The organism is Variimorphobacter saccharofermentans (assembly GCF_014174405.1).
GTDB lineage: Bacteria > Bacillota > Clostridia > Lachnospirales > Lachnospiraceae > Mobilitalea > Mobilitalea saccharofermentans.
This window is the reverse complement of record NZ_JACEGA010000001.1, coordinates 3,211,872-3,238,004: the sequence shown is the minus strand read 5'-3', so window position 1 is coordinate 3,238,004 and position 26,133 is coordinate 3,211,872. Positions and strand designations below refer to the sequence as shown.

At 36.7% G+C, this 26,133-nt stretch carries 22 protein-coding genes and 1 pseudogene; 17 read left to right on the top strand and 6 right to left on the bottom strand.

Going from position 1 to position 26,133, the window contains the following annotated elements:
* The first annotated feature begins 126 nt into the window (after nucleotides 1-126).
* From tnpC (H0486_RS14075) to H0486_RS18710, 6 genes and pseudogenes are all read left to right on the top strand, one after another.
* Nucleotides 127-1,728 (top strand): annotated as a pseudogene (gene tnpC, locus H0486_RS14075) (IS66 family transposase).
* A 25-nt stretch (nucleotides 1,729-1,753) separates the two neighbouring features.
* A complete protein-coding gene (gene tnpC, locus H0486_RS14070; RefSeq protein WP_228353595.1) occupies nucleotides 1,754-3,019 on the top strand; it encodes an IS66 family transposase in 1,266 nt (421 codons plus the stop codon).
* 55 nt (nucleotides 3,020-3,074) lie between these two features.
* Entirely contained in the window at nucleotides 3,075-3,434 is a 360-nt protein-coding gene (gene tnpA, locus H0486_RS14065) for an IS66 family insertion sequence element accessory protein TnpA (protein ID WP_228351322.1), read from the top strand.
* Nucleotides 3,428-3,784: an IS66 family insertion sequence element accessory protein TnpB gene (gene tnpB / locus H0486_RS14060; RefSeq protein WP_228351323.1), complete on the top strand. Its 357-nt coding sequence runs from the start codon at nucleotides 3,428-3,430 to the stop codon at nucleotides 3,782-3,784. The genes tnpA and tnpB overlap by 7 nt, the downstream gene beginning before the upstream one ends.
* 102 nt (nucleotides 3,785-3,886) lie before the next feature.
* The gene (tnpC, locus tag H0486_RS14055; protein WP_228351324.1) at nucleotides 3,887-5,425 is read left to right on the top strand and encodes an IS66 family transposase; all 1,539 of its coding nucleotides are present in this window, start codon (nucleotides 3,887-3,889) and stop codon (nucleotides 5,423-5,425) included.
* Nucleotides 5,426-5,502: 77 nt separating this feature from the next.
* On the top strand, nucleotides 5,503-5,679 hold the full coding sequence (locus H0486_RS18710) for a transposase domain-containing protein (protein WP_323163570.1): 177 nt from the start codon (nucleotides 5,503-5,505) through the stop codon (nucleotides 5,677-5,679).
* Nucleotides 5,680-6,037: 358 nt separating this feature from the next.
* On the opposite strand, the gene H0486_RS14045 is transcribed toward H0486_RS18710, so the two are convergent.
* From H0486_RS14045 to H0486_RS14030, 4 genes are all read right to left on the bottom strand, one after another.
* Nucleotides 6,038-6,799 carry a hypothetical protein gene (locus H0486_RS14045; protein WP_228353594.1) on the bottom strand — a complete coding sequence of 254 codons (762 nt, stop codon included), beginning with the start codon at nucleotides 6,797-6,799 and terminating at the stop codon, nucleotides 6,038-6,040.
* A complete protein-coding gene (locus H0486_RS14040) occupies nucleotides 6,780-7,277 on the bottom strand; it encodes an RNA polymerase sigma factor (protein ID WP_228353593.1) in 498 nt (165 codons plus the stop codon). The genes H0486_RS14045 and H0486_RS14040 overlap by 20 nt, the downstream gene beginning before the upstream one ends.
* Nucleotides 7,278-7,541: 264 nt before the next feature.
* Nucleotides 7,542-7,955, bottom strand: a complete 414-nt coding sequence (locus tag H0486_RS14035; protein WP_228353592.1) for a hypothetical protein — start codon at nucleotides 7,953-7,955, stop codon at nucleotides 7,542-7,544.
* A gap of 173 nt (nucleotides 7,956-8,128) precedes the next feature.
* Entirely contained in the window at nucleotides 8,129-9,211 is a 1,083-nt protein-coding gene (locus H0486_RS14030; protein WP_228353591.1) for a hypothetical protein, read from the bottom strand.
* On the opposite strand from H0486_RS14030, the gene H0486_RS14025 reads away from it, so the two are divergent.
* The 5 genes from H0486_RS14025 to H0486_RS14005 all read left to right on the top strand — a co-directional run bounded on the left by H0486_RS14025 (nucleotide 9,210) and on the right by H0486_RS14005 (nucleotide 14,239).
* Nucleotides 9,210-10,568 carry a transposase family protein gene (locus tag H0486_RS14025; protein WP_228352075.1) on the top strand — a complete coding sequence of 453 codons (1,359 nt, stop codon included), beginning with the start codon at nucleotides 9,210-9,212 and terminating at the stop codon, nucleotides 10,566-10,568. The genes H0486_RS14030 and H0486_RS14025 overlap by 2 nt on opposite strands.
* A gap of 379 nt (nucleotides 10,569-10,947) precedes the next feature.
* Nucleotides 10,948-11,643: an MBL fold metallo-hydrolase gene (locus H0486_RS14020; protein ID WP_228353590.1), complete on the top strand. Its 696-nt coding sequence runs from the start codon at nucleotides 10,948-10,950 to the stop codon at nucleotides 11,641-11,643.
* Nucleotides 11,644-11,829: 186 nt separating this feature from the next.
* Nucleotides 11,830-12,273: a VOC family protein gene (locus tag H0486_RS14015; protein WP_228353589.1), complete on the top strand. Its 444-nt coding sequence runs from the start codon at nucleotides 11,830-11,832 to the stop codon at nucleotides 12,271-12,273.
* Nucleotides 12,274-12,312: 39 nt separating this feature from the next.
* Nucleotides 12,313-13,119 carry a hypothetical protein gene (locus H0486_RS14010; protein ID WP_228353588.1) on the top strand — a complete coding sequence of 269 codons (807 nt, stop codon included), beginning with the start codon at nucleotides 12,313-12,315 and terminating at the stop codon, nucleotides 13,117-13,119.
* Between the two features lie 517 nt (nucleotides 13,120-13,636).
* Entirely contained in the window at nucleotides 13,637-14,239 is a 603-nt protein-coding gene (locus H0486_RS14005) for an MFS transporter (protein ID WP_228353587.1), read from the top strand.
* Between the two features lie 123 nt (nucleotides 14,240-14,362).
* On the opposite strand, the gene H0486_RS14000 is transcribed toward H0486_RS14005, so the two are convergent.
* Nucleotides 14,363-15,205, bottom strand: coding sequence for a helix-turn-helix domain-containing protein (locus H0486_RS14000; RefSeq protein ID WP_228353586.1), 843 nt, complete (start codon nucleotides 15,203-15,205; stop codon nucleotides 14,363-14,365).
* Between the two features lie 138 nt (nucleotides 15,206-15,343).
* Between H0486_RS14000 and H0486_RS13995 the strand changes: the two genes are divergently transcribed.
* The 6 genes from H0486_RS13995 to H0486_RS13970 all read left to right on the top strand — a co-directional run bounded on the left by H0486_RS13995 (nucleotide 15,344) and on the right by H0486_RS13970 (nucleotide 25,476).
* Entirely contained in the window at nucleotides 15,344-18,448 is a 3,105-nt protein-coding gene (locus H0486_RS13995; protein ID WP_228353585.1) for a glycoside hydrolase family 2 TIM barrel-domain containing protein, read from the top strand.
* Nucleotides 18,449-18,913: 465 nt separating this feature from the next.
* Nucleotides 18,914-20,011: a LacI family DNA-binding transcriptional regulator gene (locus tag H0486_RS13990; RefSeq protein ID WP_228353584.1), complete on the top strand. Its 1,098-nt coding sequence runs from the start codon at nucleotides 18,914-18,916 to the stop codon at nucleotides 20,009-20,011.
* Between the two features lie 222 nt (nucleotides 20,012-20,233).
* Nucleotides 20,234-22,000: a type 2 periplasmic-binding domain-containing protein gene (locus H0486_RS13985; RefSeq protein ID WP_228353583.1), complete on the top strand. Its 1,767-nt coding sequence runs from the start codon at nucleotides 20,234-20,236 to the stop codon at nucleotides 21,998-22,000.
* Between the two features lie 60 nt (nucleotides 22,001-22,060).
* On the top strand, nucleotides 22,061-23,002 hold the full coding sequence (locus tag H0486_RS13980; RefSeq protein ID WP_228353582.1) for an ABC transporter permease: 942 nt from the start codon (nucleotides 22,061-22,063) through the stop codon (nucleotides 23,000-23,002).
* A 12-nt stretch (nucleotides 23,003-23,014) separates the two neighbouring features.
* The gene (locus tag H0486_RS13975; protein ID WP_228353581.1) at nucleotides 23,015-23,923 is read left to right on the top strand and encodes a carbohydrate ABC transporter permease; all 909 of its coding nucleotides are present in this window, start codon (nucleotides 23,015-23,017) and stop codon (nucleotides 23,921-23,923) included.
* Between the two features lie 293 nt (nucleotides 23,924-24,216).
* The gene (locus H0486_RS13970) at nucleotides 24,217-25,476 is read left to right on the top strand and encodes a helix-turn-helix domain-containing protein (protein ID WP_228353580.1); all 1,260 of its coding nucleotides are present in this window, start codon (nucleotides 24,217-24,219) and stop codon (nucleotides 25,474-25,476) included.
* A gap of 59 nt (nucleotides 25,477-25,535) precedes the next feature.
* Here the strand turns inward: H0486_RS13970 and H0486_RS13965 are convergent, their stop codons facing one another.
* The gene (locus tag H0486_RS13965; protein WP_228353579.1) at nucleotides 25,536-26,069 is read right to left on the bottom strand and encodes a hypothetical protein; all 534 of its coding nucleotides are present in this window, start codon (nucleotides 26,067-26,069) and stop codon (nucleotides 25,536-25,538) included.
* Between the last annotated feature and the right edge of the window lie 64 nt (nucleotides 26,070-26,133).

The window sequence follows — 26,133 nt, the reverse complement described above, 5'->3', positions numbered from 1 at the left end:
TACCACTCCATTACGGGATTCACAAAGCCTTACAACCATAGGCATTATGACGAAGCTGTCAGAAAATGAAATTCGCCAAATAAAGCATAATACGCTATAATAGACTTAATGAAAGGATGGTCTGTTATGGCAATAAAATATACCGAAGAACAACTGAATAGCTTCGATAAGGTCGTATTGGTTCAGTTGCTTCTAGCCAATCAGGAACAGCTTGCGTCCATTGACCAAAAACTTCAATTGGTGCTTGAACAGCTTGCCACAGCAAACCATAAACGCTATGGCAGGTCTTCTGAAAAGCTAGATATCGATCAGCAGATCGCCTTTAAAGAAGTAGACGATCAGATTGTGTTTTTCAATGAGGCAGAGGCAGTTGCCAACCTAGGCGAGATCGATGTCGAAGATGAAGATACCGTAAAATCAAAACCAACGAAACGCAAAGGCAAACGAGAAGAAGATTTAAAGGGACTTCCTATCGTTAAGATTGAGCATACCATGTCTGAAGAAGAACTCAGAAAGGAATTTGGCGGATCAGCATGGAAACAGCTTCCGGATGAAGTGTACAAACGATATAAATTCACCCCGTCTAAAGTAGAGGTGGAAGAACATCACGTAGCTGTTTATGCCAGTAAAAAGGATGATCACATAATAAAAGCAAAGCATCCGGGCTATCTTCTTAGAAATAGCCTGGTATCTCCATCGTTGGAAGCTGCTATCATAAACGGAAAATATGTCAATGCTGTTCCTCTTTACCGTTTGGAAAAAGAGTTTGAACGATATAATCTTAACATCTCCCGTCAGGATATGGCAAACTGGACCATCCAATGTGCAGACCGATATCTGGCAATCCTATATGATTATCTACATGAACGGATTTATGATTATCATGTACTTCAGGCAGATGAGACACCAGTCCTTGTTAATAAGGACGGGCGTACTGCCGGATCTAAGAGTTATATGTGGGTCTACCGTACGGGTAGGATGTATCAGGACAAGCAAATCGTCCTATACGATTACCAACAGACCAGAAACACAAGCCACCCAAGAGAATTCCTTAAGAATTTCAAGGGAGTCTGTGTTACCGATGGTTATCAGGTATATCACACCTTAGATAAAGAACGTGACAATCTGACCATCGCCGGTTGTTGGGCGCATGCCCGACGTAGATATGATGAAGCGGTCAAGGCTCTTCCTGAGAAAGATCAAAAGAGCAGCCTTGCATATCTGGCATTAAAGCAGATACAGGCAATCTACCGGGAAGAAAAGCGATTAAGCGAGCTCTCACCGGAAGAAAGACTGAAACTTCGCCAGGTCAGTGTGAAACCATTGGTAGAGGCTTACTTTGTATGGGTAAAAGAACACATCGGCAAAGTTCTTTCAAAAAGCAAAACATGGAGTGGATTTAACTATTCCATCAATTAGGAAAAATATCTAAAAGCATTCCTGGATGATGGTGAAGTGCCAATGGACAATAATGCTGCTGAACAATCAATCCGTGGTTTTTGTATCGGTAAGAAAAACTGGGTAATGATCGATACCATCAATGGGGCTAAATCCAGTGCCATTATTTACAGTATTGCCGAAACGGCGAAAGTAAACAATTTGAAACCTTATAATTACTTCGAATATCTTCTGACAGAAATCCCGAAGCATCTGGATGAAACAGACCGGAGTTTCTGTGAAGACCTGCTTCCGTGGTCGCCAAAGCTGCCTGCGGAATGCAGAAAATAGGTAAATATCTTCGTCACTCATCAGAGTGGCGAATTTTTATAGGGGTACTCACTATCTACCGTTTACCTATAATCGCAAAAAGCCCAAGGGAAAGAAAGAGAATGATCTTTCTGTTTTTGAAGTGGAAACGGTGAAGCATAAACTTACCGGAGATGATCTACTCTGCGATGATTGTGGGCATAAATTTAAGGTGGTCTCTACCGAAGTAAGCCGCACTCTAAAATTTATACCTGCTCAGTTCATTACCGTAGAGGATGTCGTATATGTTTATTCCTGTACCAACTGCAGTAAAATGAAAAGAACAAAGAAAGATCCCTCCCTACTGAAGGGAAGCATTGCAACCCCTACCCTTGTGGCTGGCATTATGAATTCAAAATACGTGAATGGAGTGCCCCTCTACCGTCAATCGCAGGAATTCAAGCGCTATGGGCTGAATCTGGAAGACAAGACCATGGCAAACTGGATGATTCGCTGTAGCGAGGACTATCTCTATCTGATTTATGAAAGGATGAAACAAGCTTTGTTGAAGGGACACTATACCCACTGTGATGAAACCAGATGTCAGGTGCTAGATGAGCCAGAACAAAAGGCATCGACAAAGAACTGGATGTGGGTATACATGACCGACGCACTCAGTGGAGGTCCTCAAATGGTAATCTTTCAGTATGAAAGAACCAGAGGTGGCTATCATCCCAAAACCTTCTTAGAAGGATATACCGGGTATTTAACCACTGACGGATATAGTGCTTACCATGGGCTTCCGGACAACATCATAGTCACTGGCTGTATGGCACATGCCAGGAGACGCTTTGATGAATGTCTTACCATTCTGAAGAAGGATCTTAAGAATGGGGAATGGAAAAACTCGATTGCATACGAAGCTTTATGCCGTATAGGTAAACTATATGACATAGAGGCATCTATTCGGGAGAGTTCTCCAGAAGAACGATATCAAGTGCGTCAGGAGCAGGCAAAACCTGTTGCTGAAGCTTATTTTGCATGGCTTCGTACAATGGATACAGAGGAACTAGATCATAAGTCCAAAATCGGGGATGCAATTCTCTATTCGATCAATCAAGAGAAATATTTGCTCCGATATTTAGAAAATGGTCACTTGGCCATCGACAATAACGATTGTGAGAGGAGCATCAAAACCTTCGGAATCGGACGCCGCAATTGGCTGTTCTGCAAAAGCATCGCTGGAGCACAAGCAAGTGCCATAAGTAAGCGCTCGACAATAGAGTGCCTATTCTATTTTAGAGATCCATGTGATAATAACTCTAAATATTGAGTTAAAGTTTTTCAAGTTTTTCAACTTGAAAAACTTTAGAAAGGAGTTGTGAAACATGGATGAAGTTACCTATGTAAAAACAAAGTTCCGTCAAGAACAATGGGAAAAACTAATTGAGGACTGTCAAAACAGTGGGCTTAAGGTTGACGACTGGTGCCAGAAAAATCATATCAGCCGTCACGCTTATTACTATTGGCTTCGTAAGATACGTAAAAAAGCATGTGAAGCTATTCTACCCGCAATACCTAAGCAAGATTCACAAGTTGAGTTTGCCAAGTTTGAAATAGAAGCACAGCAAACCAATCTTATGGCATCAGTCATTATCCATCTTCCATCTGCTACACTTGAAGTACATAATGGAGCAAGCGGGCAGACTATTGAAGCAGTGCTTCTAGCACTGAAAAATATATGCTAGGCGATATTACTGTAGCTAAGAACATCTACATTGCCTGTGGCTACACAGATATGCGTAAATCAATTGATGGACTAGCTGCAGTGGTACAAGAACAGTTCCATCTAGATCCTTTTTCAAAGAGTCTCTTTCTTTTCTGCGGTAAACGCCGGGATAGGCTCAAGGCACTCCTTTGGGAAGGAGATGGATTTGTTCTTCTTTATAAAAGATTAGAGAGCGGAAATTTCAAATGGCCTCGTAGTCAAGATGAGGTAAAACTCCTTACCTGGCAGGAATTTCGCTGGTTAATGGAGGGACTTTCTATCGACCAACCAAAGGCTATTAAGACTGTCAAACAGGGTGCTTTTTGTTAAGTGGAAAGTGACTGAAAGTATTGATTTTACTAGCCTTTTAGCTGTTTTTATGGTATAATAAACCTATCAAGTTTAGAATATATGGTAGGAGAAAAACCACTGATGAATAATAAAGATGCTTACATTGAACAGCTCGAAAATACAATAAAAAAGTTACAACTACAAGTAGATAATCTTACGGAGATGATACTAATACTTCGGAAGGAAAAGTTCGGTTCATCCAGTGAAAAAACTCCTAAGGATGATATTGAAGGACAACTACATTTGTTCAATGAGGCAGAAGCTTATTCTGATTCTCCTGATCCAGAACCTATAACCAAAGAAGTAAAGGGTTACACCCGGACTCATACAAAGACAAAGAGAGTAGAAATTATAAAAGATCTTCCTGTCCGTGAAATCCTGTGTGAGATTCCTATAGAGGATCAGTACTGTATTCAGTGTGGGAATAATCTAAAACCAATCGGTAAGGAAACGGTTCGTGAGGAGCTGGAGTACATACCTGCTAAACTACGTATTGTTCGTTATGTCCGAATGGCTTATGAATGTCCTAAGTGTAAACATACCGACAAACCCTATATAGAAAAGGCACCTACACCGACATCTTTAATGAACCATTCACTTGCATCACCAAGTTCTGTAGCCAACGTAATGTATCAGAAATACGTGAATAGCATGCCACTTTATCGCCAGGAAAAGGACTGGGAGAATCTCGGTATTGCCTTAAAACGTAGCACTATGGCTAACTGGATTATACGTTGCTCCCAAGATTATTTCTATCCTGTAATCCAGTACTTAAGGAAGAAGCTACTAGAAAGGGATATCATTCATTGCGATGAAACACCTATCCAAGTACTGAAGGAGGATGGTAAAAAACCTCAGACGAAGTCCTACATGTGGCTTTATCGCTCTGGTAATGACGGGAAAGCTCCCATCATCTTGTATGATTACAGACCAACAAGAAACGGTGATAATCCAGTCGAATACCTAAAGGGGTTCAGAGGATATCTTCATACCGATGGATACGGTGGATATAACAAGCTTGAAGTTATCCGGTGCGGTTGTTGGGCTCACCTTCGAAGGAAGTTCATAGAGGCTATTCCTGGAAAGAAGGCAAAGAATGCCCCACCTACCAATGCAGAAATCGGAAGGGACTACTGCAATAAGCTCTTCCTTATAGAGGAAAGTCTTAAGGAACTGTCCCCTGAAGTTAGATATACTAAGCGTCTTGAACTGGAACGCCCAGTCCTTGATGCCTTTTGGTGCTGGCTTGAAAACCTTACGGTATTAAATGGCTCTGCTCTAGGTAAAGCTGTAACGTATGCAAAGAATCAGAAGCCATATATGGAGAATTATCTTCTTGATGGAAGATGCTCCATTTCAAACAATACAGCAGAAAACAGCATACGTCCATTCTGTATTGGCCGTAAAAACTGGCTATTTTCAGATACACCGAAAGGAGCTGAAGCAAGTGCTGCAGTATATAGCATAGTCGAAACAGCAAAAGCAAACGGACTTAATGTATATACATATCTAGAATACTTATTATTGTATATGCCTGATACGGATTATCATAATCACCCAGAAGATCTGAAATTTTTGATGCCTTGGTCAGAGGCAGTACAAGCAGAGTGTGGTAAGTGATTATTTGAGACTGACTAATTATCATAGTCGGTCTCTTTCTTATTTACAAGGCACCCTGTTGTTAACCGCTTACTGCCATAATCTATAGCATAACGGAAACGGCAAAATTAAATGGTCTGAGACCCTACTTCTACTTATCCTATCTATTAGATACGATGAGACGTCATCAGACAGATACGAACTATGACTTTATAGACAATCTACTTCCATGGTCAAGCTCTCTTCCAGAGAATTGTTATGCGCCAAAAAAATAAACTGAAACAGTACTATCTTGAAGCCTTGCTTTGCAGGGCTTTTTTTTATTGAAGGGATAGTATATCAGAACTTTTTGTTATTGAGTAGGTACGGATAATAGTGTGGTTACTAATTTACAATGGAGCTTTAGTAAAATATTATCTGAAACAGAAGTGGATCTTTGTTATATCTTTGAAATAAAAAATGATTCATTAAATTATTTAGACCTTACAGTAAAAAAAATTAATAATGAATGGAAAGTTTCCTCTTATTCATTATCGAAGTAGGAGAAGTAATCACTAAATAGGCTTATTACATGCGAAAGAGGACGACACTCGAGCTTTATGAAGTGACCTCTTCTACTATTAGTTTAACTGATTATCTGTTCGTAATTCGTATTCGAATTTTTGAACCAAATTTTTTAATAGAGCTAGAGTCTATAGCAAGTTCTTTATGATGTGTAGAGCCATCTTTTAAAGTTATATCTACCTTAATTTTTGTATCATTAAAATGATAAATACCATTTTCATCAACGGTACCTGCTAATACTAACCCATATTCCTTATTATATTGATTATCATAATTAACAGTATACGAATTTCCAATAAGTTTAGTTATACTTGCTACACCTACGCCCTCCGCTTTGTAACCAAATATAAAATCATCTTCTTTGCTATACTTAGAAAATTCATTTGCAGGAACACTAATGTTTTCTACATAGTATGCAGCAGCACTTAATCGATTATTTACATTTACATCTTGATTCGAACAGGTATAAACTATTGTTTCAATATTGTCTCCTTCACATTTTAAGTTTAAATTATAGTTTATAAAACATTTTGAAGAGTCATTCCCACCGTCAATTTGATTGGCATTTAGTTTAAAACTTATAAAATCTTTTGTTAATTGAACTTCATCTTCTGCTGCACATACTTTTATAGCAACGTCAAACGTGTCTTTTGATAATCCAGGAAAGTAAAATAAGATCAAAACTAGTAGATAAGTTAATATAAAAACAGGTATTAGTTTTATATACCTTACTCGTTTTAAATTATTTGAATTCTTTCTTAATAAATCTTCTATCTCAATTTTCTTTATAGTAATTTCATCCATAGATTTTTTATACTGGTTTATATTCATATTCATCCTCCAATACATTTCTTAACAGCTTTCTACCTCTATGAAGTAATGACATAACGGTATTTTCTTTTATATTTATAGATTTACTAATTTCGTTAATAGACATATTTTCATAATAATATAAATGAATAACTAGTCGATATTTAGGAGGTAACTCCATAATAGCATAAAAGACAGTGTGCTTTTCAGGATCATTAAATGGATAGATATCCTCTAGCGGGATTTTTTTGACATTCCATAATGAACGACAAAATTTTTTACATTCATTAATGGTCACACGAATCAGCCAAGCTTTTTTATGTTCCTCCTCCTGAAAGTCAGTAGAATCAGTCATGTATTTAATTAATACATCTTGAAGTATATCCTCAGAAATCGTTTTATTTCTTGTATAGGAAACTGCTACTTTAAATATAGTTTCTTTGTACTGACTAATTGTTTGAATTATTTCTTCCTGTGTTCTAGTAATTTTTTTTTTCAAGGTAACCTCCTCTCTATATATAACATCCATGAAAATATTAAAATATTGCATATTCTAAAATTATTTTGTCGTGAGTTATTTTCTCGAGTTATTTTCTCGTGGAGTGGTTTTTTCTCGTTGAAACCCTTCTTCCAAGCTATGGTTGAAAATTTATACGATTGTACACTTACACTATGCATCGCTTAGATATTCGACCTATAGTTCATTATAAAAAAGCACTCCAAATATTTTCACATTTTTGAGTGCTTTTTATGAATTGTCTTTTTATATATTACCTACCAGTTTTCCCATATAAGGAAGTTCAATATAATGATCAATACCATTGAAATGCGCAGTAAAACCATCCCAATACAATGTTCCAGTTACTTTATAACCACAACCAGTGTCTTCCTCCCAATATATGGATGATGGTGCTACAAAACCTACTGGAATATCATAATAACGAACCCATCTAGTAACATTAAGAGTTACTACCGTATTAGGTGTTACTGTAGATGAGTTGTTTTTTATTTCATACACTTCATATTTCACACCATCTGTAGTGTAACCTTGTCCAACAAGAATAGTATTCTTTACAGTTGGATATGTTACTTGTGATTTTGTTGCTGCAAAAGCCGTAGTAGAAAAACTCATCATTAAAACACATAATACGAATAAAAAAGATATAAATTTTTTCATGTACTTGTCTCCTTTTTTATTTAATAATACCATATTATGGTATTATTGCAAGTATGAATTTGTAATATTATAGAATTTTTATCTTGATTCTGTAAGCGCACCAGGAAGAGACAGTGAGAATAGATCAAAAAAAACACCTTGTTATGATATGCCCCTTGTCAAGTATCTGACTGTTAATAGTATACCATCTCAACAATTTTATCATTCTCCACAGTAATACCTATTCCATGCCTTCTATTCTCATCATAATCATTGTATTCCTCGTTCTTCTCATCCTTTGAAAGATAAAAATTATATCTATTGGCATATTCTGTTTCCTCACATACTAGCCCGATTTTCTTAAGCTTCTCTACTGCATCTTTAAATGACATACCTACCGAAATGCCAAGAAAATGATATCCAGGAAGCTTCTTGCGAAGGTAAATAAAATCAACTTCGTAATCATAATAGTAGATATCAATTCCCTCTTCATAACCGATATAATTATTTCCTTCATAATCACCTTCATAGTCATCAGGTCTTTCTTCCAACAGTAAACCAGAAGCCTTCAGAAAATCTTCTTCCGATAGCTCCACATAATCATATAGGTCAATTTCCGCTTCATTGACTTGTGGTACAAGATTCTTAAAATCATACTTAAACGGCTTAATGAAATAATCGCCGCTGCTACCGCTAGTTACAAAAAAGAGAGCCAATTTATCCTCTGTGATATAAAAATTCATTTCCTGCTTTGATAGCTCTGTAATATACTTGTTCAGGTCATATTCATTGCTTTGATTTATTTCACCCTTTATTTGCTCTGTTAAATCATCAATGTGAACTCCAATATCTGATAAGCTTAAAATCTTTCCTGTTGATATATTTACGGTATAGCCCCACCCCAAAGGTACTTCTATGCCATAATTCATCCTACCACAATAATAAAAACTAAATACATCTTCTGAATGATAGGTAATTGTATAAGTCAGTTCCACGCAGCTATTATATAAATCCAAGTACTGATCACTATTACTGTTATTTACAAACCAATTGATAATTCGATTGATATTATTACTTCGTATTGCGTCTCCTTCAATCTCGACAATAGGGTACTCCATTAGAAACTTGGTATTATTCTCAGTACTTTCGTAAACGGTAAACCACAGCTCTGAAAGGTAAATATTTTTCGCACTAATTATATTAAGAAATTTAAGGCTTTTGGCTGCTAGATATGATAAAATAGTAAAAACTTTTTCACAAAGGAGAATTTTTATCATGTCTAGAGCTTCTAGAAGGGAAATTAAAAAAGCATTTCAGAAAGATATCGTTGAATTTTTAAAAGTTCAGAAGCATTTTCTGCCAGATTTAATCAAAGAGTTAAGTGCGGTAAGGGATCCAAGACATACATCTTATACCGATTATGACATTGAAGAGATTTTATATACCGTTATCATGAAAAATGTATGTACCATATCTTCTATGCAGGATATGACTGATAAGTTTAATACCGAGGAATGTGCGCATAATCTTTGTCTGATCCTTGGAAAAGAGGAAAAAGAATATCTTCCTCATTATGTGACTATCAATGAATGTCTGGAGAAGCTTGATCCAGAAGAACTACAGAAATTCAGAAAGCACATAATTAAAAAGTTACTTAGAAAGAGGAGTTTTGAGCACGCAAGATTTCTGGGTGAATATTGGATGGTAATAGTCGATGCAACACAGTTGTTCTGTTTTAATGAAAAAATAGATGAACACTGTTTAAGAAAAACTATTAATAAAGGAACCAAAGATGAAAAAACCTACTATTATCATAATGTATTAGAAGCTAAGATTGTATTAGGAGACAACCTGATTATCAGCATTGCTACAGAGTTTATTGAAAATGAAAATGAAGATGTTGAAAAACAGGATTGTGAAAGAAAAGCCTTTAAAAGACTGGCAAAAAGGCTGAAGAAAGACTACCCAAGATTACCGATTTGCATACTTGGTGACAGTCTGTATGCTTGTGAACCGGTATTTCAAATCTGTAAAGATAATAGATGGGGATATCTTCTCCGATTTAAAGATGGAAGCATCCCTTCTCTTGCAAAAGAGTATCAAACCATCGTTGGAATGGGTGAAAATGAAGAAAAGATTATAAAAGAAGAGAAAACACATAAAAGGAAAGCTCGCGAGAGTGTTAAGCATGAGATGAAATGGGTATCAGAGCTTTACTATGAGGGTCATAATCTCACAGTAATGGAACTAAAGATAGAGAAAGATGGTGAACCGGAAGGAAGCTTTCAATGGATCACCGGGTTGCCAATCAGAGGAAAGACAGCCTGGGAGTTTGCACAGACCGGAAGGAAACGCTGGAAGATTGAAAATGAGGGATTTAACATCCAGAAAAACCATCGTTATGATATAGAGCATGCAAACAGCCTTAATTATAATGCTATGAAGAACCATTATTTGCTGACACAGATAGCAGATGTACTGTTACAGCTTTATGAAAATGGAATAAAAGGATTAAGAGAAATAAAAAGAACAATAAAAAATATATCTTCCGATTTGCTAGCAAGCTTTGGTCGGCAACTAACAAGAGAAGATATATCCTATACAGAGAAACGCACATCACTAAGCATTTCTTGATAGGAACAGTATACCAAAGGAAGTGATATCTGAAAAGAGTAAATTTAAAAGAAAATAAATCCACAGATATATGAGATTAGAAAATAAGTCTAAGTATACGATGTGGATAACTTACCTGAGAGTTCATAAAACAGAGGATAGATATCCACAATTACTGTTTTAGGTGAATTTAGACATACTTAAAGAAGTTTACCTTTCAGTGCTGCGTAATGATTAGGGGAGGAGATTTTTTTTGAGAAAAGTGTTATAGTAAAGATGTATATGAAATATCTTGAAAATGCTAACCGAGTAGAAATAGGAAAAACCTATGTTAGTGGGAAAGATATGAGCATGCAAATAGAAGCTAGAAACTTATTATGAGAGATTGGAGGTATTAAATTTGATTATTAAATGGTTTCCACGTTCATGGATTCAAATAAGGACGTCTGAACACATTATATATATTGACCCATCATATATGAGTACCTATTATAAAAAGTATAACAAGAAGATCGTTTTTTCCGAATTAGAGGATGATGCTTTACCAGAAGAATTGGAAAAGGGGGATCTGATTTTAATTTCTCATATTCATAGAGACCATTGTAAGGAGATTACAATTAACCGATTAAGTGACAAAAATACGATAATATTAACGCCAAAGAGATACATAAAAGAAGGGAACGATAACATAAAAATTATTACTCCGAATAGTAAGTACAGACTTGGCAATATTACAGTTGAAATTGTGAATGCGTATAATACCAATGAGGGAGCTTCTGTTAAGAAGGTGCATAAAATTGGAGAGTGTGTTGGCTTCATCATTAATATTGATAATAAAAGAATATATTTTTCTGGAGATACGGATATTATCCCTGAAATGAAGGATATCTGTAATATTGACATTGCAATCGTCCCAATTGGTGGAGTTTTTACAATGAATATAGACGAAGCAGTGGAAGTAATGCTTTCTATAAAGCCTAAATTCGTAATTCCAGTTCATCATTTGAAGGAAGATCCACTAGATTTTAAGGCAAAAATGGATAAAAATGGTTCTCATACATTGCTATTGGGCATAGGAGAAGAGATAGAATTATAAAATCATTTACCGGTATAGTCGTTGCTCAGAAATGAATACATATCTACGTCAATATAAATTCCCTTGTGCCATATAGATACATAAACATTGTAGTGAATAATAAGGTGGTTTTATGTAGAAAAATCATTTGATTTCTGACAAAAGGAGAGTTACTATATTTAAAATAACAGGAAAGGAGAAATTCAGATGTTTCGATATGTACATACGAATATTATTGCAAAAGATGCCCAGAAGTTAATAAAATTCTATAAAGGTGTATTGAAATGTAGAAGCATAGGTGAGACAAGGGATTTACGGGGAGAATGGCTTGATAGGTTAACAGGAATTTCAAACGCTCATATCGTTGGAGAACATCTCTGTCTTCCGGGATATGATAAAGACCACCCCACGCTTGAAATCTTTTCCTATGATACAGTAGAGAATTCCTGTAAAACGATAAATAAATCTGGAATGGCACATCTAGCTTTTGAAGTAGATGATGTGGAAAGCACATTACAGCTAGTGCTTCAAAACGGTGGAAATCAAATTGGAGAATTAGTAAAAACAGAATTTGCAGATGGAAGAAAAGCTGTTTTTGCTTATGCAACTGATTGTGAGGGAAATATTATTGAGCTACAAAGCTGGTCTTAAGTAATTTCATTAATAGAATATGAATCTGGGGGTGCCACATTGATAGGGAAGCTACAAGAAGTTATTGATTATCTTAATAAGAATATGACCGACCCGGTTCCACAATATATATTGAAAAAAGAAATAATACATAATCCATCCATCGAGGCTGAGTATAATAAGCTAAGAGAATCAAAATGGTATCAGCAAATAGCTACCGAACAATGGAAAAATGGCTCTTGGGGAAGATTTCATACTCAGGATACAAAATCACAGTTGAATCAGAAATTTAAAACTACAGAATCAGCACTAAGGCGTGCCCGTGAATTAGCACTAGATAAAAATGATGCAATGATTGATAAAGCGATTCAGCTTATGGAAAGGTATTTGCTGGGTAAGGAGGATTGGCTGGATGTAAATGAACATCATTTCGGTTTTCAAATTTCACTTAAAACGATCATTGCGGCAAATCTGTCTTTATTTGAACCAAAACATCCCTTGGTACAGACCAGGAAAGAAATATGTGCTTATAACCTTTCCAAAGCGCTTGCTCATGGATCCTTAAATGAAGATATTTGGGAAAAAGAAAATAGAAACAGCAAGGAAATCCTATTGAGATCATATATGGTATATATTATCTGGCTTTTACAAGATAATGATTTCTTCGATGAAACGAAACAGAGAGCATACCTAGAGTATATCTGGAACAGAAAAGAGGGTATTTATTATCGAACCAACAGTCCATTATCTGAAGTTGAATATTTGGAATCAAAAAACTTCCTCACATGGCTTTCTGGTTTAGAAGAGGTAAGTAATTTCTCTCTGTTCCCTGAATTTGCTAATCATGGAATAGCAGAACATTTATGAAATGAAATTCAACGACTAATGTATCAGGATGTTATCCTGCCGAATTCAATGCCTATATTCGGACATTATTCCGAAACATGGTCTAAGAAGAATCTTCGAAAAAATGATATGATTCTGCGGATTTTAAGAATTCTTATAAAATGTTAACACTCACTATAGTATCGTGCACTATCATGTATATTTTACATATATTTTGTAGACTTGTATTTGCTTTTATGTTAAAATTGGAAATGAAATGCAGATATGTTTAAAGTTATTCCTAACAATAAAACTTATTTATTTGGCAGGTAATACATTTACCTGCCATATCCATATAAAATTAATATTTTAAGGACTTAACATAATTCGATAAGGAGAGGTGAATATGTTATTAGTATATTTACATAAAGTTCAAAAAGAAATTGCTTTATCTCATGCAGAGTTCGTTTCAGATGACTATCTGCATGAGGGATTATTTTAGTCATCTAAGAACGTACTTTGCACATTTCGCTATAATATTAGAATGGAGTAAAGTACAATGGATAGAAATTATTTAAATCAAATAAAAGAATTGAAGAATTTCCTGATATTATGGATAAGCCAGAGCTTCTCCACACTTGGAAGTTCGATGACAAATTATGCTTTATTAATATGGGTATATCAGCAGAAGCAATCAACAATTGGTGTTGCATTATTAGCGGTATGTACTTATTTACCTTCTGTACTACTCAGCTTTCTGGCTGGTACGTTTGTAGAACAAAACCCAACGATATGGATTGTTTTTAATTTCCTGGGGAATTTACCATTATCACTATTAAATGCCAATATGATGTTCATTATTCGAACTCATATTCCGATAGAGATGCAGGGACGTGTCTTTTCAGCAAGAGATACCTTGCAGTATTGTACAATTCCATTGGGGTATTTATTAGGAGGTATTCTGGCAGATTATATATTTGAACCATTTATGAATGGGAATTCTGCTATGAAGCATCTTATTATGCCAATAGTAGGAGATGGAAGAGGCTCCGGCATAGCGTTAATGTTTCTGTTTACAGGAGTATCTGGAACGATAATTTCACTCCTTGGATTAATGAATAAAGAAATAAGGACACTTGATAAAATTGCATCAAGCAAATAAAAGGATTGAATATTGTGATGTATGTATTAGGTGGACTGTGATGAATAATGAATAAAGAAATAAATAGCACCCAATCATTAAAAAATGATAGGGTGCGATTTATTTCTTGTATATTTTCTTGGTCTATCGAAGATGATGGGAAAGTTTAAACCGGCCTGGGGACATTCCTGTTACATGAGTAAATTGCTTCGTAAATGAGTAAGTATCACTATAACCAGTAAGAACAGCCGTTTCTTTTATGGACACTCCTGATAAAAGCATAAGCCTGGCGTGCTTCATTTTCTGCTCAATTCTATATTTAGAGGGTGACATCCCTACTATTTTAGTAAATTGCTTACGAAAATTCTCATAGCTCATATTGATGGCAGAGGCAACATCCTTTAATGGAACATCGTTATCGACTTCGGAGGATAGAAGACGACAGGCTTCTTCTATAGAGTGAATTAATGCATCTTTAGGAGGAACCTTTTGAATGCCATTTAGAGTGGATAGAATCACCTCCTGAGCTTTCAGTGACAGATATGGAAGCTGTGAATCATTTGCTTCTTTCAGCTGTTGCAGCAGTCTGGAAAACATTTGTATTGTATTGTCATCATAGTATATTTTGCTCACGGGAGAATCGGCAGGAAGAAGATCCAGACTTCGTAGATAATCATAGGTAGTGCGTCCTATGCTGATAAAAAATTCAAGCCAGTTTCCGTCCGGAATTATTTCTGTAGAGTGGTTTTCACCTGGAATTCGTTGAACAAAATCACCGGGATGAATCGGGATCTTAACATCGTCTTTTGTATAATAAAATCCACTACCGGACAACAACACAAAACAGCTGTAATAATCTATTACAAAATTATACTGCGATTGCTCCTTTAATGGCTTCGTCATATAACCACAGGCCAAAATTCCATCTGTAAAATTAGAACCGATGCATCGATATATTACATCTTTTTTCATAATTGATTCTATCATAAGCCCATGCTTCTCCAATCCTTTTTTATACCAAAATGGATAAAAATATGACCATATAAAACATTTCATTATAAAAATAAGATACTATATAATAGAGCTAATGACAAGTACCTTAAACACAGAGAAAGGAGTGTATAAATGATGAATAGGATCTGGGAAAATCAACATGTAACACAAAAAAACAGATATCCGATGCATTCTCCATATGGTGCCTATGAAACAGTTGAACAGGCACTTGACGGTAACCGTTCGATATCAAAATATGTTCAAAGCTTAAATGGATTATGGAAATTCAAATTATCAGAGAATCCAATGGACACACCGGAAGGCTTTGAAGCGGTAAACTATAATGACTCTGACTGGGAGGATATACCGGTTCCCTCTAATTGGGAACTTCAGGGTTATGGACAGCCTGTTTATACCAATATCTTATATCCATTTAAGAGAGAAGGCGCAAATTCTCATTTTGAGATAGAACTCGCAGAGGGTGAGGTTGTATTGAATGCGCCTTTTGTACCGGAAAAGAATTTGACCGGATGCTATCGTACTACATTTGAAGCACCTGATTATTATAAAGGAAAGGATGTATTTATTGAATTTGGTGGAGTGGAATCCTGTTTTTATCTATGGGTGAATGGTATTGAAATAGGATATTCCCAGGATAGTAAACTGGATGCAGCCTTTGATATTACGAATATTATCAAAACCGGAACGAATACGCTAGCGCTGAAAGTATTACAATTTTGTGATGGAAGCTATCTGGAGGATCAGGATTACTGGCACCTATCCGGTATTCATCGTGATGTAAGAGTCTATGCGAAGGAAAAACAAAGGATTTTTGATTATAAGGTTGAAACACTGTTTCAAGGAGATAATTATGATAAAGCGGAGCTGAGAGTAATGCTCCAGCCGAACAATACAGTGAGGGGGTATGGCGAATGCCACGTTAAGTTAAGTCTTTATGATGCTGAAAGAAGACTGATAACCGCATTTCAAAGTAAGCCTTATGCACAATGCGGCTTTTACCTTGGTCCCAATTATATAGCATTTCCTTCCACCTGGATTGAGAAACCAAGGCTTTGGTCTGCAGAGGACCCATATCTATATACATTAGTTATGGAGACAATTGATGGTAGTGGAAAGGTAACCGATATTGAAAGTACCAGAGTAGGATTTCGTAAATTGGAGATTCGTAAGGATGGGGTACTTTGCATTAATGGAAAACGATTAATTGTGCGAGGCGTTAATTTGCATGAATTCTGCCCTGAGACTGGAAGATATGTATCTGAGGAGTATATGAGACAGCAGATTACTCAAATGAAACGGTTGAATTTTAATGCAGTCCGTCACAGTCACTACCCGCATTCAAGCATATGGTACGATTTGTGTGATGAAATGGGGATGTACCTGATTGACGAAGCCAATATTGAAACTCATGAATATGGTGGACAGCTCAGTGCATCAGCGGAGTGGACAGCAGCTTATATGGAACGTGCATTAAGAATGGTACTCAGGAATAAGAATCACCCCTCTGTTATTATATGGTCACTTGGTAATGAATCCGGTGCAGGAGCTAATCATGCTGCAATGTATGGCTGGATCAAGGAATATGACAAGACAAGATATGTTCAATATGAATCCACAAACCCAGGAAGTAATATCTCTGATATTATAGCCTCCATGTATCCGCCCAAGGAATGGATCGAAGAGAAGATGACGGATAGTACAGATCTACGCCCCTTTATTATGTGTGAATATGCCTATGCGAAAAGCAACAGTAACGGTAATTTTAAAATGTACTGGGATATGGTAGAGAAATATCCCCGCTTCCAAGGCGGTTTGATATGGGATTTTCAGGATAAGGCATTGGTACAAAGGAGAGAAGACGGATCAGTCAGGTACGTATATGCAGGAGCATTTAACGAGGAAGTCAGGGATCCTGTTGAAGATATGTGTCTGAATGGAGTAGTATTCCCGGATCTTAGCTGGAAACCTGCAGCATATGAGATAAGAAACTGTCAGGCTCCGGTAGAGATAACATATAACCCTAAGCAGCCCTTTATGGAACGAAGCGAGTACTATATTAAAAATAAATATCTCTTTCGGGATCTTGGACATCTCAGGATTCTATGGGACTTACAATGTGATGGAAGTATCATTGAAAGTGGGGAACTGAAGCAGTATTTGACACTACCGGGAATGTCGGATCGCCTTGAACTTGAATATACTCATGAGAAAGTGTATGGAGAAGCATTTATTAACCTGCGTGTGGTGTTGAGGGAAAATTCATCCCTTGGTAAAGCTGGAGAGGTAGTTTATACATGTCAGGTTCCTGTTGAAGAGTCAGTATTAAGAGATCAGGAAGTAGTGATTCATGGTGAAAAGCTGACGATGAAGGAAACGCTTGATGAGATTTTGATTGTCGGCGATACTACAGAAGTTCGTTTTGACAAACACAGGTGTCATTTCACAAAAGTGTTTTTACATGGGACAGAGGCTTTTGCCGGAGGTATCGATAATTTCTACAGAGCGGCAACCGGAATTGACGAAGGAACAAAGCATCCTCATTTTAATTATCTGGCTGGCTGGCTGGAAGAGGAACTGAGGGAACCGAAGATCTCAGTTCACAAGGTGGAAGTCGCTGCAACAGATACTCAAATATTCATATTTACCAAAGTATCCTATAATCATGAAAAGCTAGTTGTTAATACACAGTATCGGATTGGAAGCAGAGGAATAGAAATAAACAAGACGGTAATTAATAATTGTATTAGTGAAACAATTCCAAGAATTGGACTATCCTTTGTGTTAAATAAAGAGAAAGATCGAATCACCTGGTATGGAAGAGGGCCATGGGAAAATTACAGAGACAGAAAGGAAGCGGCCCATATAGGCTGCTATAGCAGCACTGTTGCCGAGCAGTATATTCCATATATAAAGCCTGTTGAATGTGGCGGGAAAGAGGATGTCAGATATCTGGTAGTACAAGACAGCTCAGGCCGTGGAATACGAATTACCGGAGCCATTCCTTTTCATTTTGATATTCATGATTATTCTATTTTAGCCTGTGATAAGGCTAATTATGAGGATGAACTGATCAGAGATGGAAATATCTATATGAATGTGGATTATCTTCATGCAGGCTTAGGCGGAGACAATGGCTGGTCAAAAAACATACATCCAGAGTATCGTATTGGTAAAGGGTATTATAACTATCAAATAACTATCGAGGTATTATGTTAAAATGTGCATGGAGTGATTAAGGAATACTTAGAACTAGTCACTATTAGAAAAGAAGGGGATGTTTCATAATACATTCGCGAGGACAATTACTTACCTCACACACAGACGGAAGGACATATTACTGATTTTATATGTCTCATGCGAATAAGAATATTCGCCTGATTCATACAAAATACAACAATACGTTCTTCCGACAGTGCATTATGGTAAGTAATTATCCCCGCGGATACATTATGAAACATCCCTTTTTTATACAGATTGCTCTATTTAATGACGGAAAGTTACATGAAACTTTCTGTGGTGCTTGTATTAAGTTAATTTTATATTGAAGTTTAGAAAATGATATGCAATAATTGTTAAAGATAAACAAATATTTACAAAAATGTCATATATCAAAATACACATACTTCACTGATCAGATATATAGAATCACCGCCGGAGTATATAGGAAGGGAGGATACCTTTATGAAAAAGACTGCCACAAGGGCAGATGTCGCAAGAGCAGCGGGTGTTTCGGTTGCTTCTGTGAGCCGTGCAGTAAATAATTCAGGTTACATTAAAAAAGATACTAAGGAGCGAATATTGGAGATAGCAAAGAATATGGGTTATAACCCTAATCCAATCGCGTTATCGCTGCAGAGTCAAAAGACTAGGCAACTTATTCTTTATCAAAACGACATTATTACGTCGTACAATCTTCAATTTTTTAATGGCGCAACAAGAGCTGCTTATAAACGGGGATATTCAATATTTCTTGATATCAATTGTGAATTTGATAAAATAAGGAGACATTTGGTTGATGGGGTTATATTTTCTTTAGAAGCTTTAGCTGAAAAATACATTAACACAGTGGGAGTAAATTATTATTTACCAGTAGTTGTTACCTCAAACGATGCAAGCTTCTCATTTGCCCATCCAGTCCATAATGTCCTGATTGATAATCACAAGGTAGTTAACATGGGTATTGATTACCTTATGAATAAAGGACATCGGAAAATTGGAATGGTATTACAAGATAAAGGAAAGAACAGCGAAATAAGATATCGGATATGGAAAACACGTATGGAGCAATATAAACGTGATTCTGGTATAAATATAGACTTAGATGAACTCGTCATACGGGCAGAAATAAGTAATAGCGAAAATATGCATATTGGGCACCTTGATCCAACACTGAGATTGCAATCTTCTGATGACAATTATACAAATTATGCGTCCTTCAGTATAGGAAAAAGAGCAGCGGAGATATACCTGAAAAGTAACACCTCAGCAACGGCCTTATTGTGCTTTAACGATGATATAGCGTATGGTTTCATCAGAGGTGTGGAGAAGAATGGGGTTCGTGTACCCGAGGACATTTCAGTCATGGGGATAGATGGTATATATTTACGAGAATGGCTTGAAAAAAAAATAACAACAGTATCTATTGATCCGGAAAACCTCGGTACTCTTTCCACAAATGTTATGATAGATATTTTGGAAGATAAAAATCCAAAGTACATAAATTGGACTTCACCAAAGATACTTGAAGGAGAAACAGTCAAAGATATTACGGTGCGTTGAGTGAAGAAAACCGGAGTTATAAAGTGGTGATATCAAAAGAACAATATATAACGAATTCTGTCCCTCGAATGAAATATGTCTCAGACAATTTCGTAACATTTTAAATGTGTACCTGTGTACACATTTTTTGTAATTGACAAATATTACCAATATAGTAAATAATTGGTATATAATCTATGTACATAGATTACAAAGTAATGAATAATATAAGGAGGGAAAGTAGTGAAAATTAAGAAAACTATCTCAGTTATTTTAGCTCTGGTGGTCGTATTATCCATGGTAGCATGTAAGAAGGATGACACTGACACCATGGCTGAGCCGACCAAGGCTCCGAGTTCTGAAACGACATCACTTGATGAATCAGATTCAACAGAACCGGATACCAATGTTTCGGATGATCCGCTGGCAGATCCATATGGGGTACTTACACCTGACAAGGATACTACACTTACTGTGTGGTTAATGTCTGCAGAACAAGCGCCCGCACCGGATAATAAGATAAGTAAATTGCTTAAAGAGAAATTAGGTGTAACAATTCAATATGATATCGTTACCCCAGACAATGCTGACCAGAAAATTGGCGTTATGCTGGCAGGTGGAGATTATCCTGACCTAATTGGAACAACAGACTTAAAGTTACGTCTTCTGGAAGGTGGCGCATTGATTAAGCTCGATGATTACCTTGCTACAGGCAATTATCCTAATCTTAAAACGCATGTAGATCCGTATATCAAAAAAATGAGCTATAACGGTTCAGAGGTAGAACCAGGATTATACATATTCCCGAACTATAATCGTTTCTATGGCGAAATCACCGGTGGTACACACTGGGGTACAGCATTTTGGATTCAGAAGGCTGTGCTTGAGGATGCTGGCTATCCGGATCTTACCAATATTACAATTGAAGGATATTTTAAACTGATTGAAGATTATATGGCAAAATATCCTGAGATAAATGGTCAGAAAACGGTAGGCTTTGCAGTTCTTGCTTCCACTGGACGTGAGTGGGGTATGACGAATCCGCCGAACTTCCTTGCAGGTAATCCTAACAACGGTGGTGTCGTTGTTGATGAAAACAATAATGCAACAATCTATGCTGACAAGCAGATTGCAAAAGACTGGTTCAAGATCTTAAATGAAGAATATGCCAAAGGTGTAGTAGATCCTGAGTCCTTTACAATGAATTTTGATCAATACATTGCAAAAATTGCAACTGGTACCGTACTTGGTATGCATGATCAATATTGGAACTTCCAGAATGCTACAATTTCTTTACAAGGATCCGGAATCGACGAAAGAACGTATGCTCCGGTCATGCCTGTTTACCCGGGTGCTGAACCATACTATGCAGACCGTGATGTTATGAATACGAACCAAGGCTTTGGTGTATCAGTATCCTGTAAACAGCCTGAGGTCGCACTCAGATTCTTAGATATTATGCTGAGTGAACCTTGGCAGAAGGTATTGTCATGGGGTATTGAAGGAGAAGACTATGAGGTTGACGAAAACGGCATGTTCTATCGTACAGAACAGCAAAGAATTAACTCCAAGGATTTAACATGGCGTTCCAGTAACAAATTATTAGCGTTACTTGACTTACTGCCAAAGCACAATGGACAGTTCTCGGATGGTAATGCATACGGACCAGATGACCAGCCTTCTGAGTTCTATGATACGTTAACTGATTATGATAAAGCTTTCATGAAGGCTTATAACAAGAAGACATGGCGTGAGTTTGTAAATAGTCCGCCTGATAACCCGGTATATTATCCATGTTGGAATATTACACTGAGTGATGAAGCAAATGAGGTTAACCAACAGCTTACTGATGCAGGAGTACAGTATTTGCCCAAAATAATTACAGGTTCCGTTGATGATTTCGAAAGTAATTGGGCTGAATATGTAGATGTTATAAAGAAAATAGATGTAAAAGTTTATGAGGATGCTATAAATGCTGGCATTCAGGAACGAATTAAGCTCTGGAAATAATGGCTAAAGGTAGGACTGTGGGGGGTCAATGACCCCCCACATTATGTGGGAGGTACCAGGTTGAATAAAAAAAGAAGAAAAAGTGTGTGGGCTACCTTATTTGAACAGAAAGCCCTGCTTATCATGAGTATACCGTTACTTTTATATCAGATTTTATTCAAGTATATACCAATATACGGTTGGTCTATGGCTTTCCAGAAGTTTAAACCAGGCCGCAGTATGTGGGAGCAGGAATGGGTTGGATTTGATAATTTTAAGAAACTGTTTACAGGAATAAATGGAGAACGCTTCATACAGGACATCATAAACACATTGGGGCAGAGCATACTGACTCTGGTTCTTGGTACAGTATTTGCCATTATCCTGGCACTGATGCTGAACGAAGTAAAGGACGGAGTGTTTAAACGAGTGATTCAAAATATCACATATATGCCACATTTTCTTAGCTGGATCATTGTGGCTGGAATTGTTTCAGTTGCACTTTCGGCGCCAAGTTCAGGTGGTTTTATTAATTCAGCACTGCTGTCATTACATATTATTGACGAGCCGATACAGTTTCTGTCGAAACCCGAATATTTTTGGGGAATTGCTGCATTAAGTCATCTATGGAAAGAATTGGGATGGAATACTATTTTGTACTTAGCTGCAATAACTGCCATAGACCCATCGTTATACGAAGCTGCGGAAATGGATGGTGCGGGTCGGTTTAGTAAAATATGGAACATTACGCTTCCGGGTATTCGACCAACCATCGTCATACTGTTGATTATGTCCACAGGTTATATTTTGGAGGCAGGATTTGAAATTCCATATTTCTTAGGTAACGGCTTGGTAGTTGAAAAATCAGAAACAATTGACGTATTTGTAATGCGATATGGTTATCAGATGGGAAATTACAGTTTAGCAGTTGTGGCGGGTATGTTTAAAACAGTGGTAGGTATTATTATCGTTGGGATTGTCAACTTTATTGCTGGTCGTCTTGGCGAAGAAACACTGATATAAGGAGGCGTGTGTGTGAAAAATAAAAAGTGGAAACCAGGGAACATAATATTCACAATAATAAATACAGGCATCCTGATATTCTTATGTATAATTATGATTTATCCGCTATTAAACACATTAGCGATTTCCTTAAATGACGGAGCAGACGCAGTAAAAGGTGGAATAACGATTTGGCCTAGAATTTTCTCATTAAAAAATTATGATATTGTCTTTCATATGTATACGATTTATGATGCGTTTTTTATTAGCGTTACAAAGACAATTGTTATTGTAATCACGAATATTTTCTTTACATCTATGTTGGCGTATGCCCTTAGTCGGAATGAGTTTACATTAAGAAAACCAATTACGCTAATATTCGTGTTAACAATGTACTTTAACGCCGGTCTTATCCCTAATTATTTATTGATAAAGGACTTAAATATGTTAAATACATTTATGGTTTACTGGATACCCAATATCATCAGTGCGTTCAATCTAATTGTCATACGAACCTATATAAAAACAATTCCTGAGTCGCTCCCGGAGTCAGCTAAAATAGACGGTGCAGGACATTTTCGTATATGGTGGCGTATCATTATGCCGCTTTGTAAGCCAACTCTTGCGGTTATTGCTCTATTCGTAGCAGTAGGCAGCTGGAATAGCTGGATGGATACGTTACTGTATAATTCGGGAAATCAGAAGCTGTCCACGCTTCAATATGAATTGCAGAAACTACTGGCGAGTGCAATGAATGCAGGGACAAATCAAGGTGGTATGGCAGGTGCACAGGCTGTAGCCGGTCAAGGTGGCACAGTAACGACACCACTGGCTTTACGTGCGGCAATTACAATTGTGGCTAGTGTACCTATTTTATGTGTATATCCATTTTTACAACGGTACTTTGTATCCGGACTGACGGTTGGGGGAGTAAAAGAGTAAATTATTATTATATATTATTAATGTTAAATTTCTATAAAAAGGCAGTCTGTTTGGGCTGCTTTTCTATATGTCCTTAAGTTTACTTTATAAGGAGAAATTCTTGACTTGGCCCATAGGGCAAGGAATATCCTTTTATATGCAAAAGGGAGGATGTATTGTATGATTGAATTAGCTGATTGGACATTCATATTTTTCTCAACTTTAAGTTGTATTTCAAAGATTAAATACAACTTTGTATATATGGAATTAGCTTGATTTTTTGATATACTTACAATAAAAATGGAAAGAGGTGTATGGATGTGTTTGATGTAAAAAAAGCCGGTGAGAAAATAGCTAGCCTTCGAAAAGAAAAAGGGATGACACAGGAAGAGCTAGCCGAAAAATTGGGTGTGAGTCCTCAGGCTGTAAGTAAGTGGGAAAATGGTAATGCTATGCCGGAAGTTGCATTACTAGTAGATTTATCGCAAATCTTAGAGTGTTCCACTGATAGCATACTCAATCCATCAGATTTCAAAATAAACAAGCCAAATTTCATTCAAATGCTTTTACCATATCAGGATGTAGCTCCCTATACTGGCGCATATTGGCCTCACGGCATGGCGTTTCCGGCAGTTATGACAGCACTCAAACTTTTTATGGGACTGGAAGAACGACGTAATTATAATAATCATCAGATTAATGATGATCAGGAATACATCTTGCAATCAGGAATATCAACCCTGGCGTTTGGTTTTTCACACTATAACAAGGAATTCATTCATGACTGCTTTCAAATATATGGCTTTGATTACAAAACGGTTACAACAAATCATAGGACATTTGATGAAATAATTGCGATCATCAGAAGACAGCTTCAGAAAGGATACCCTGTCATTATTCAAGATAAATCCAACAATGCGGCCTTTTTGTTTGTTACTGGAATTATTGCAGATGGACATAAAATCCGTGCCCATGAATTTGTAGAAGGTCTTGATGAAAAAAACTTCAATATGAATCCATATGATATGGAGACTCTAGATAACTGGTTGAAGCCTGATATGGAAATCCTATTACTTTCCCATATTGATTATAAACTGGATATTGAGGAAGCATGTAAGAAAGCTTTATATAATTATTGCTTGATGATGTCCGGAAGATGGGATAAAGAGGAGTTTATTAGCTCAGAAACTCCTGATTCGTTTCGACAGTTTATGCATTATGGTTCTGATGGCTACTGCTCTTATATCAACTATTTACAGCGCGGCTCCATGGAAGGCTTCTATCCGCAGCAATGCATTTTCCATGAAAGTAATGTCAGTACATTAGGCTTTCTTCAGATGTGCAAGGAATATATTAAGGACATCAACCAGCAGAGTTTAAATGCAGCGATTGATCGATATCAAGCCTTGAAAGAAAACTCATGGGAAATCATTAATATTTCATGGAACGATCCAACACACACGGAATCGGATGCTGAAAAAGCGAAGATGATTGCAAATATTTTAATTCGTTCAAATGAAATTTTCAGAGATGCTGTGAAAGATATCATAAAAGCGATTGATTTTACAGCATGAGATAAAAACCTTCCCGGACTCGCCAAAGTACAGGGAAGGTTTTTATGTTAGTTAAGCTACTATCTCAAAGGTAAATATAACAGGGTTAAGAATATTTGCGCTAAGAGGAGACACGTCAACAGAATAATTTTCAGTTTAATACCCAATGCTTTTTGGAGCTCATATAAGCGCCCTCCTGCGCATCTTTCGAAATAAGTTTCAATAGTAGCAAGTTGACGGAAATTACCCTTTGGCGCATGCTTATAATATCCATGCTTACATGCAAACTTTACTGTTATGGTATTATCATCATTCAAAACAGCAGTTCTGCCAAAAGTACGTGTAAATAGCTCCAGTCTTTCCACTAGAGGCTTATCAGCGTGTTCAAGTGAGAAGGCTGTACGATCTTTATCGTATCTAGTGCCACTGCATGCTCCGTGTTGTTCGAATAGTCGGAAACGTTGTTCCTTGGTGAGTTGCTCCTCCATCGCTTTTAGAAACTTTTCCTCACGTTCGTCTCCATGATATGTTTGTACTAAATCTTCAAACAACATCAATTTATCAGTTGGAATTTCAGCTTTGTGCTTTTTCATAAGTTTCAGTAAAGTTTTCATAAACCCTCCTTTAATTCTTATAAACTGATTAATGTAAGTATACCATATAACATAACAGAACACA